The following is a 10,393-nucleotide window of genomic DNA, read 5'->3' as shown; positions in this document are numbered from 1 at the left end:
GGGCTCCCCCGCTGCCGGGGGCGGCATCGGGGCCGTAGCCGCCCGCCTTGCCGGAGCGGGCGTAGCCGGAGCCGGGCAGCTTGTCGCCGTACGCCTCCTGGACCCGGGTCCGGTAAGCGCTGAGCGCGGTGCCCTTCGCTCCCACGGCGGCCCTCGCGTCCTCGTCCAGCGGGAGCACCCGGGAGCCGTCGTGGACGTACCAGGCGTCGATCTGCGGTTCGCGGAACACGGTGCCGCCGGGGAGCGCGCGGGCCCCCTGCGCGGTGTAGCGGGCCTCGTCGTCGCCGGTGGCGATGTTCACCACCTGCCACTCAGCACCCTTGTCCGCCCCCGGGACGGTCCACAGGGAGGCCTTCTGGCCGTCGGAGGAGACGGCGGTGCTGGCCAGGTAGTCCACGGTGCTCGGAGCCGCCCCCCGCTGCCCGGCGACGAAGGCGGCGGAGAGCGTGCGGACGGGAACCGCCTTCCCTTCGATCCTGGGAGCGCTCGCCGCCCTGCTCACCGCCCCCTCCCGGGCGAAGAACCGGGACAGGGTGGCCAGGGTCCCGGGCTCGGTGGCGGCCTCGTGGGCCGCTTCGAGGGTGGCGGCGGTCAGCTTCGGCGGGGCCGCCCGGCCGTCGTCGGCGAGGGCTGGAGCGGCGGCGGTGAACAGGGCGGTGGCGGTGAGGGCGGTGGCGACGGCGATGCGCCGGGTGGTGGAGTTCATGTCCTCACGCCCCGATCCGGTAGAGCGAGTGGGTCCAGGAGAACTGGTTGTTGTTGACGTACCAGGCGTGCGAGGCCCAGTTGTAGCGGTCGCTGGAGGGCCATGGATCACCCCAGTAGACCCAGCTGTTGGCGTCGTCGTAGCCGTAGATGACATGCATGTGGCCGCCGCCGGACGACCACTGGATCCGGGTCTCGATGGGGCGCCGGGCGGATATCTCGGCCTGCACGGTCGAGTAGCGCAGCCAGCCGGTGACGTAGCTGCCGGGCCTGACCCCGGCCCAGGACAGGCCGGTCTGGACGTTGCCGAGCGTGGCCTGCCAGTTGGGGCACTGGTAGTTCTGGCTGCGGTTGAAGGCGGCGTTGCAGAACTGGTTCTGGGAGTAGTCGCGGCCGAACCAGGCGGCGATGGTGTTGCCGCCGGCGGCCCAGCACCAGTTGCTCTGCTGTTGTGCCTGCATGGTGATGTCGAGCCGCTGGGCGGCGGCGACGGAGCTGCCGGCTCCGTCCGGGGACTGGGCGGCGGTGGCGGTGCCCGCGGGGACGGCGAGCAGGACGGCGGCCAGGAGGGCGGTGAACGAGGACCTTCCGGACCTGACTCTTCGGTTGCGCATGGCGTTCCTCCCAGGGCGGGGGGCGGGGGGGGACGGGGATCGGAGGAGCGCGTCCGGACGCTGACGACGAGCATCCGGCGTTGTCCGGAACAGGTCAACACGCTTCAATGCGAGGTGACATCACGGTGTGAACGGCACGGCGCCCGAGTGAACGGCCCCGACCCGGTCACCTGCTCCCCCGCATCCCCCGGGGGGCGGTGTCGCCACTCCCCACGTGAACGTTCACCGGAGGCCCGCCATGCGGCAGACCGAGACCGAACTGGCGCAGGTCCTGCGGACCGGACCGTTCCATCTGGCGTTGCGCACCGCCCTGTCGGTGCGCGGGCTGCCACTCCAGCGGGTGCAGCACCATCTGGCGCACCGGGGCGTCAAGCTCGGGGTGACCAGCCTCAGCTATTGGCAGCAGGGGGTGCGCCGCCCCCGGCGGCGCGAGTCACTGCGGGCCGTGCGGGCGCTGGAGGAGGTGCTCGCCCTGCCGGACGGCTCACTGCTGCGGCTGCTGCGCGACGGCGACGCCCCGGCGGAGGGGGACCGTCCGGCGGCACGCTCGTACCGCTCGCTGATGGAGGCGTCGGGCTCGGTCGAGCGGCTCCTCGCGGTGATGGAGTCGCCCGTGGACGGCGGGCTGCACACCGTGGGGCACCAGGAGCGGGTCCGGATCGGGGCGCGACGCGAGCTGGCGGGCCGCACCTCCCGGCACGTGGTGCGCGCGCACCACGACGGCGTCGACCGCTATCTCGCGGTGCACCGGGGCGACGCCGGCTGCGACCCGTCGCGGATCGCGGTACGGGCCCTGGAGAACTGCCGGACGGGCCGGGTCCGCTGGGACCTGGACGCGGGGGTGCTGGTGGCGGAGCTGCTCTTCGACACCCGGCTGCGCTCCGGCGAGACGTACCTCTTCGGCTACGGCTTCGAGGACGGTACGGGCGGGGCGAGCGGCGAGTATGTACGGGGCTTCACCTTCGGGGGCGGCCAGTACGTGCTCCAGGTCGGCTTCGACGAGGCGGCGCTCCCGGTGCGGTGCGGCCGGTTCGCCCAGGTGTCGGCGGGGGCGGCGCGCGGGGCGCGCGGGGACCTCACGCTGACCGGCCAGCACCGGACCGTGCACCTGGTGGAGGAGGGCGTACGGCCGGGCCTGATCGGGATCGACTGGGACTGGGAGTGAGGGGCGGCCGTACGCCCTTCGGGGCCTCGAACCGCCTGCGCCACGTCGGGCGCCGGAGGCCTTGGGCCGCCGGCGTCGGGTTCAGCGGTTCCCTCGGGCGTCGGGGCCCCGGTTCCCTCAGGCGTCGGGGCCCGCGACGAGCTTTCCGCCCTCGGCGGTGACCGGGACGGCGGGCAGCGGCACGGTGGCCGGGCCCTTCACCGGCCGGCCGGTGGTCATGTCGAAGCGGCTGCCGTGGCAGGGGCAGTGGCCCTCGGTGCCCTCGACCTTGTCCAGGACGCAGCCGCCGTGGGTGCACTGGGCGCTGAACGCCTTGTACTCGCCCTTCGCCGGGCAGACGACGACCAGGCGCTGCTCGCGGTAGAGCTTGGCTCCGCCGACCGGCACCTCGGACGCGGCGCCGAGGTCGACGGGCGCGGTGGGGGTGGGGTTCTCGGCGTGGCCGAGCTTGGATTCGGTGGAGCAGGCGGCCGCTCCCAGCCCGGCGGCACCGGCGAGCGCGGCACCTTTCAGCACGGTACGGCGGGCGGCGGGCAGACCGGGCATGCGGGCTCCACGGGTCGTTGTTCGGGGTGGATCACGGGGATCTCACGGTGAATCGGGTCGCCGGACAGGGCGGTGCGACGACGGCGGCCCTGCGTGCCGGTGACAGAACCGACGATACCGGCGGGGATCGGAAGCCCTGCGACCGGGCCGGAACGCCCCCTTCGACCGCTGATGGCGGCCCCCTTCGTGCCGTGGGGGCCGCCATCGGCGGTGAGGCGGTTCGACGACGGGCCCGAGGGCCCCTCGCTCAGGCCTTGCGGGCGCGGGTGGCCTTCTTCGCGGCGGCGGTCCTGGTGGCGGCCGCCTTGGTGGCACCGGCCTTGGCACCCGTGGCGTTCGCCTTGGCCGTTGTGGCCTTCTTCGCCGGGGCGGCCGCCTTCTTGGCCGGGGCGGCCCTGCGAGCGGCCGGTTTGCGGGCCGTCCCCCGCCCGGAGGGTACCGCGGCCTCGCTGATCCGGTCCGCGTCCAGGATGGACTGGAGGAACTTCCCGGTGTGGCTGGCGGGCACCGAGGCGACCTGTTCCGGCGTTCCCTCGGCGACGACCAGGCCACCGCCGTTGCCGCCCTCGGGGCCCATGTCGACGACCCAGTCGGCGGTCTTGATGACGTCGAGGTTGTGCTCGATGACGATCACCGTGTTGCCCTTGTCCACCAGGCCGGAGAGCACGGTGATCAGCTTGCTGATGTCCTCGAAGTGCAGACCGGTGGTCGGCTCGTCCAGGACGTAGACCGTGCGGCCGGTGGAGCGCTTCTGCAGCTCGCTCGCCAGCTTGACGCGCTGCGCCTCGCCGCCGGAGAGGGTCGGCGCGGACTGGCCCAGCCGCACATATCCGAGGCCGACCTCGTTGAGCGTACGGAGGTGGCGGGCGATCGTCGGGACGGCCTCGAAGAACTCCAGGCCCTCCTCGATCGGCATGTCCAGCACCTCGGCGATGGACTTGCCCTTGTAGTGGACCTCCAGGGTCTCCCGGTTGTAGCGCGCTCCGTGGCAGACCTCGCACGGAACGTACACGTCGGGCAGGAAGTTCATCTCGATCTTGATGGTGCCGTCGCCGGAGCAGTTCTCGCAGCGGCCGCCCTTGACGTTGAAGGAGAAGCGGCCCGGCAGATAGCCGCGCACCTTCGCCTCCATCGTCTCGGCGAACAGCCTGCGGACGTGGTCGAAGACTCCGGTGTACGTCGCCGGGTTGGACCGGGGGGTCCGGCCGATCGGCGACTGGTCGACGTGCACGACCTTGTCGACGAGGTCGTCGCCGTCGACCCGGGTGTGCCGGCCGGGGACCGACTTGGCGCCGTTCAGCTCGCGGGCCAGGTGGGTGTAGAGGATGTCGTTGACCAGCGTCGACTTCCCGGACCCCGAGACGCCCGTGACGGCGGTGAGGACGCCGAGCGGGAAGGAGACGTCGATGTCCTGGAGGTTGTTCTCCCGGGCGCCGTGCACAGTGAGGCTCCGGGCCGGGTCGACCGGGCGGCGGATGTCCGGCGTCGGGATGGACCGCTTGCCGGACAGGTACTGACCGGTGATCGACTCCTTGTTGGCCAGCAGCTCCTTGAGCGAGCCGGAGTGGACGACCTTGCCGCCGTGCTCGCCGGCGCCGGGGCCGATGTCGACGACCCAGTCGGCGACCTTGATGGTGTCCTCGTCGTGCTCGACGACGATGAGCGTGTTGCCCATGTCGCGGAGCCGGACCAGGGTCTCGATCAGGCGGTGGTTGTCGCGCTGGTGCAGGCCGATGGAGGGCTCGTCCAAGACGTACAACACGCCGACCAAGCCGGAACCGATCTGGGTGGCCAGCCGGATGCGCTGGGCCTCGCCGCCGGACAGGGTGCCGGCCGCGCGGTTCAGCGAGAGGTAGTCGAGGCCGACGTCGACGAGGAACTTCAGCCGCTCGTTGACCTCCTTGAGCACCCGCTCGGCGATCTTCTTGTCGCGGGCGTTCAGCTTGAGGCGGCCGAGGAACTCGGCGCACTCGCTGATCGACATCGCGGCGACCTCGGCGATGGACTTCTCCATCACCGTCACCGCGAGCACGATCGGCTTCAGCCGGGTGCCTTCACAGGTCGGGCAGGGCACCTCGCGCATGTAGCCCTCGAACCGCTCCCGGCTGGAGTCGCTCTCGGCCTCGGTGTGCCGCCGCTTGACGAACTGCACCGCGCCCTCGAAGGCGGGGGTGGTGTAGGCGCGCTCGCGGCCGTAGCGGTTGCGGTAGCGGACCTCGGTCTGGATCTTGTGACCGAAGAGCAGGGCCTTCTTCGCCCGCTGCGGCAGCCCGGCCCAGGGGATGTCCGTACGGAAGCCGAGGGCTTCGGAGAGCGCGCCGATCAGGCGGCCGAAGTACTCCTTGGTGTGACCGTGGGACCAGGGGTGGATCGCGCCCTCGTCGAGGGACTTCTCCTCGTCCGGGACGATCAGCTCCGGGTCGACCTCCATGCGCGTGCCGATGCCGGTGCAGTCGGGGCAGGCGCCGAAGGGCGAGTTGAAGGAGAAGGAGCGCGGCTCCAGCTCCTCGAAGGAGAGGTCGTCGTACGGGCAGTAGAGGTGCTCGGAGAACATCCGCTCGCGCTCGGGATCGTCCTCGGGGAGGTCGACGAAGTCGAGCACGACCATGCCGCCGGAGAGGCCGAGCGCGGTCTCGACCGAGTCGGTCAGCCGGCGCTTGGCACTGTCCTTGACGGTGAGGCGGTCGACGACCACCTCGATGGTGTGCTTCTCCTGCTTCTTGAGCGTGGGCGGCTCGGCGAGCTGGATGGTGGCGCCGTCGACCCTGGCCCGGCTGTAGCCCTTGGTCTGGAGGTCGGCGAAGAGGTCGACGAACTCACCCTTGCGCTCACGCACCAGCGGCGAGAGGACCTGGAAGCGGCTTCCCTCGGGCAGGCCGAGGACCTTGTCGACGATGGCCTGCGGCGACTGGCGGGAGATGGGGCGGCGGCACTCGGGGCAGTGCGGCTTGCCGATCCGGGCGAAGAGCAGCCGGAGGTAGTCGTAGACCTCGGTGATGGTGCCGACCGTCGAGCGCGGGTTGCGCGAGGTCGACTTCTGGTCGATGGAGACCGCCGGGGAGAGGCCTTCGATGAAGTCGACGTCCGGCTTGTCCATCTGGCCGAGGAACTGCCGGGCGTACGAGGAGAGCGACTCCACGTAGCGGCGCTGCCCCTCGGCGAAGATCGTGTCGAACGCGAGGGACGACTTGCCCGACCCGGAGAGCCCGGTGAAGACGATGAGGGAGTCGCGGGGCAGGTCGAGCGAGACGTTCTTCAGGTTGTGCTCGCGCGCGCCACGGACGATGAGACGGTCGGCCACGCCGGTCCGCACCTTTCTAGAGAGAAGCGGGGGAACTGAGCCCCTCTCCCAGGGTATGGGGGGCGCCACAGCAGTGTAGGAAGCTTTCGATCCCGAGCGTATAGCACGCACATTCGATTTACGGCCGACCTTCGACTCCTTCACCCGAACGGGTGGCAGAGCTAGGCTCGGTCGCATGATTGATCATGCGCACGACCTGGGAGCTGTACGCGGGGCGACCGAACGGCTGCTCGACGCAGTCGGCAAACTGGACAACGCCTCGGTCGCCGGGGCGTCACGGTTGCCCGGATGGAGTCGGGGCCATGTGCTGGCCCACCTGTCACGTAACGCCGACGCGCTCGGAAATGTTCTCCGGGGCCTCCCGATGTACGCGAGCAGCGAAACCCGGGACGCCGACATCGCCGACGGCGCCCCCCGCCCGGCGGCCGAGCAGCTGACCGACCTGCGGGAGAGCGCGGACGGCTTCCTGGCGGTCGCCGCCGAACCGGCCGACTGGCCCCGAACGGTCACCCTGCGCAACGGCGTGACGGACTCCGCCGCCCGGGTCCCCTTCCGGCGCTGGGTCGAGCTGGAGCTGCACCACGTCGACCTGGACATCGGCTACGAGCTGGAGGACCTGCCCGCGGAGTTCGTCCCACGGGAGATCGCGTTCCTGACGGATCGCTTCTCGGGCAACCAGGACGTGCCCGCGACCGCACTGACCGACCGGGACGGCCGCACCTGGAGCACGGGCGGCGGCCCGCCGAGTGCCCTGGTGACGGTGCAGGGGCCCGCCGTCGAGCTGCTGGGCTGGCTCTGCGGCCGTCGCGACGGCTCGGCCCTGACCGCGGCCGGTGGCTCCCTGCCCGTGCTGCCCCCGCTATAGGCTGAGCCGTATGACGTACAGCGGAGCGGTGAAGGTCGGCGGACCGGCGAGCGTGCACGAACTGGCGGATCTGATGATCTCCAAGGTGGCCGTCGGCGCGATGAACAACAACGCCTATCTGCTGCGCTGCCGGGCGACCGGCGAGCAGCTGCTGATCGACGCGGCCGCCGAGCCGGAGACCCTGCTCGCGCTGATCGGTGACGACGGCATCGCGTCCGTCGTCACCACTCACCGGCACGGGGACCACTGGCAGGCACTGGCCGAGGTGGTCGGGGCGACCGGCGCCCGGACGTACGCGGGCCGCTACGACGCCGAGGGCATCCCGGTCCCGACCGACGTCCTGGTCGAGGACGGCGAAACCGTCACCGTCGGCCGGGTCGAGCTGACCGCCCGCCATCTGGCCGGTCACACCCCGGGCTCCATCGCCCTGGTCTACGACGACTCGCACGGCGCCCCGCACCTGTTCACCGGGGACTGCCTCTTCCCCGGCGGGGTCGGGAACACGAACCAGGATCCGGAGGCGTTCGCGAGCCTCCTGCGCGACGTCGAGACGAAGCTGTTCGACCGGCTGCCCGACGAGACGTGGGTCTACCCGGGCCACGGGCACGACACGACGCTGGGCGACGAGCGGCCCCAGCTGCCCGAGTGGCGCGCCCGCGGCTGGTAGCCGGCGCACACCACCCGTACCCGTACGCACACGAAAGCGGCCGGGACGGACGGCCTACGCCGTTACCGCCCCGGCCGCTGCCGGTCTGTCCCTGTGCCGCTCAGGGCGGCCCCGGGTCAGCTGTTGACGCTCTTGCTCTCCTCGCCGGCCGGGCCGGCGGTCTCGGCCTTCGCGGCCTCCTCCGCCTCGGCAGCCGCCTGCTTCTTGTTGGCGACCAGACTGGTGATCGTGGTGATCACCAGGACGCCGCAGATGACGGAGAGCGAGAACGGAATGGAGATCGCGGGCACGTGCACCCCGGACTCGTGCAGGGCGTGCAGCACCAGCTTGACGCCGATGAAGCCGAGAATCACCGACAGGCCGTAGCTGAGGTGGACCAGCTTCTTCAGCAGACCGCCGATGAGGAAGTACAGCTGACGCAGCCCCATCAGCGCGAACGCGTTGGCCGTGAAGACGATGTACGGGTCCTGCGTCAGGCCGAAGATCGCCGGGATGGAGTCCAGGGCGAACAGCACGTCCGTCATACCGATGGCGAGCATGACCACCATCAGCGGGGTCAGGATGCGCTTGCCGTTCTTCTGGATGAAGAGCTTCGTGCCGTGGTACTGGTCGGCGACACCGAAGCGGTGCTCGATCTTCTTGAGGAGACGATTCTCCTCGAACTCCTCGTCCTCCTCGTCGGACCGTGCTTCCTGGATGAGCTTCCAGGCGGTGTAGATCAGGAACGCGCCGAAGATGTAGAACACCCACGAGAAGTTCGCGATCACGGCTGCGCCGGCGGCGATGAAGATCGCCCGGAGCACCAGGGCGATCAGCACACCGATGAGCAGCACACGCTGCTGAAGGTGTGAGGGCACCGAGAACTTCGCCATGATCAGGACGAAGACGAAGAGATTGTCGACGCTCAGCGACTTCTCGGTGATGAATCCCGCGAAGAACTCGCCGGAGGCCTGGGTCTCACCGAAGACCGCGAGACCGGCTCCGAAGAGGATGGCCAGCGCGATCCAGACGATCGTCCAGATTCCGGCTTCCTTGGTCGACACGTCATGGGGCTTGCGCCCGATGAAGAAGTCGACGGCGATCAAGGCCGACAGACCAAAGATGGTCAGGGCCCAAAGGGTCCATGAAACGTCCACTGCGCCTCCGGCAGTTGCTACGGCTACTGATCAGCGTCGTCGCTGCCGGAGGTCTCTTCCATCCCTGCACACGGTGCGCGCGCCTGGACCGGCGCCCCGGGACCGATGAAGGTCCGTATTGTCGGGACGTCGCGTAAGGAGTACTCCCCTCCGTACCCCGAACAGTACAGGCATTACCAAGAAAAGGTAAAGAGAAGGGTAAAGAAGTCGTCAAAACCGCAGCTCAGGATGGCACCATCCCATCAACGGCCGGCGGCTCGGCGGGCGGCGGCCACCGCCGCGAGCACCTGCTCCAGGACGCGGCTGCCCGGCGGGATCGCCAGCGGCTCGTACGTCCAGGCGTGCCCGACCCAGGGGTCGGCGAGGTGGCTGTCGGCGACCGGGGTGATCCGCAGCAGCGAGCGCCACAGCGGGTCGAGCACCGGCCCGTACGCACTGGCGTCCTCCCGGTCCGCGACCATCAGAAGGTGCACCCCGACCACGGGGCCCTCGTCGGCGAGATAGCGGAGCTGGGTGACGGCCCGGTCGTCGAAGCCGTGCGGGAAGTCGTTGACCACCAGGAGCTGCTCGCCGGTGTCCAGGTCGGGCGGCAGCGAGTCGGCCGCCCCGGCCCGCACGGCCATCTGCACCAGATCCACCCGCCGGGTGAGATGGGCGAGCACCGAGGCCACTCCCCCGGGTCCCGCCGCGGGCGGTCCGGCGAGGACGCCCGCGGCGACCAGCGGCGCGAGCGGACCGGCCGCGGCGCCCGCCGGGTCGATGACGTGCACCGAGAACTCACCGGGCGGATACACCGCGAGCAGCCGCGCCGCGTGGGCGACCGCCGTCTCCATGGCCAGCCGGCGCAGCCGGTCCGTGTCCATCAGCGCGGCCGCCTCCGACGCCGCCCGGCCGCTGTCCACCCAGATCCCGCGCTCCAGCGGCAGCCGGACGAGCAGCGGGATACGCAGGTCGGTGCGCTCGGGAAGATGCAGGTCGCCGATGCGCAGGGCCATCGGTATCTCCATGGGGACGCGGTGGGCGTGCCAGACGGGGTTGCCCCAGCCCGCGTACGCGGCCGGGAGCGCGGGCTCGACGACGGCCGCCTCGGCGGCCAGCTGGGCCAGATCGCGGTCGAGGACCTCCCGTGCCCGGGAGGTCAGCTCGTCGCGCTTGGCGCGGGCCCCCTCGCGGGCGCGGTCGCCCGCGCCGCCGATCCGGTTGCGCGGGTCGGACAGAGCCCGGTCGAGCTCCTGGTCCATCCGGGACTCGGCGAAGTCCACGGCGCTGCGGTAGGCGGCGACTGCGCGGGCCAGATCCTCGAACATGCCCCAGATCTGGTTGTAGAGGCGCTCGTCCATCGACCAGCCGGTGGCGTCGCCCGCGACCGGCTGAGCGGCCTGTCCGGGCTGGGC

At 71.0% G+C, this 10,393-nt stretch carries 8 protein-coding genes and 1 pseudogene; 3 read left to right on the top strand and 6 right to left on the bottom strand.

Annotation, left to right across the window (positions count from 1 at the left end; genetic code table 11):
* On the bottom strand, positions 1–706 hold a 706-nt coding region (locus tag B9S58_RS04215; protein ID WP_103530789.1), incomplete at its 3' end, for a hypothetical protein.
* A gap of 4 nt (positions 707–710) precedes the next feature.
* Positions 711–1,319 (bottom strand): papain-like cysteine protease family protein, encoded by a 609-nt coding sequence (locus B9S58_RS04210; protein WP_103530788.1) that lies wholly within the window; start codon positions 1,317–1,319, stop codon positions 711–713.
* A gap of 238 nt (positions 1,320–1,557) precedes the next feature.
* Between B9S58_RS04210 and B9S58_RS04205 the strand changes: the two genes are divergently transcribed.
* Complete coding sequence (locus B9S58_RS04205; protein WP_103530787.1) at positions 1,558–2,484, top strand: hypothetical protein; 927 nt, start codon at positions 1,558–1,560, stop codon at positions 2,482–2,484.
* Positions 2,485–2,601: 117 nt separating this feature from the next.
* Here B9S58_RS04205 and B9S58_RS04200 read toward each other — a convergent pair whose 3' ends face one another.
* Positions 2,602–3,030, bottom strand: a complete 429-nt coding sequence (locus tag B9S58_RS04200; RefSeq protein WP_103530786.1) for a Rieske (2Fe-2S) protein — start codon at positions 3,028–3,030, stop codon at positions 2,602–2,604.
* Positions 3,031–3,277: 247 nt separating this feature from the next.
* Positions 3,278–6,331 (bottom strand): excinuclease ABC subunit UvrA, encoded by a 3,054-nt coding sequence (uvrA, locus tag B9S58_RS04195; RefSeq protein WP_103530785.1) that lies wholly within the window; start codon positions 6,329–6,331, stop codon positions 3,278–3,280.
* 175 nt (positions 6,332–6,506) lie between these two features.
* Between uvrA and B9S58_RS04190 the strand changes: the two genes are divergently transcribed.
* Both B9S58_RS04190 and B9S58_RS04185 read left to right on the top strand, forming a co-directional pair.
* Positions 6,507–7,196: a maleylpyruvate isomerase family mycothiol-dependent enzyme gene (locus tag B9S58_RS04190; protein ID WP_103530784.1), complete on the top strand. Its 690-nt coding sequence runs from the start codon at positions 6,507–6,509 to the stop codon at positions 7,194–7,196.
* 10 nt (positions 7,197–7,206) lie between these two features.
* On the top strand, positions 7,207–7,863 hold the full coding sequence (locus B9S58_RS04185; protein ID WP_103530783.1) for an MBL fold metallo-hydrolase: 657 nt from the start codon (positions 7,207–7,209) through the stop codon (positions 7,861–7,863).
* 116 nt (positions 7,864–7,979) lie between these two features.
* Here the strand turns inward: B9S58_RS04185 and B9S58_RS04180 are convergent, their stop codons facing one another.
* Together B9S58_RS04180 and B9S58_RS04175 are read right to left on the bottom strand one after the other, a co-directional pair.
* A complete protein-coding gene (locus tag B9S58_RS04180; RefSeq protein ID WP_103530782.1) occupies positions 7,980–8,999 on the bottom strand; it encodes a TerC family protein in 1,020 nt (339 codons plus the stop codon).
* A gap of 242 nt (positions 9,000–9,241) precedes the next feature.
* Positions 9,242–10,393 (bottom strand): annotated as a pseudogene (locus B9S58_RS04175) (export associated protein); the annotation flags it as partial.

Origin of the sequence: Streptomyces sp. SM11, from assembly GCF_002910905.1 — a bacterium.
Classification (GTDB): Bacteria; Actinomycetota; Actinomycetes; order Streptomycetales; family Streptomycetaceae; genus Streptomyces.
Note: the sequence above shows the minus strand (reverse complement) of the source record. Positions and strands in the feature narration are given on the sequence as shown.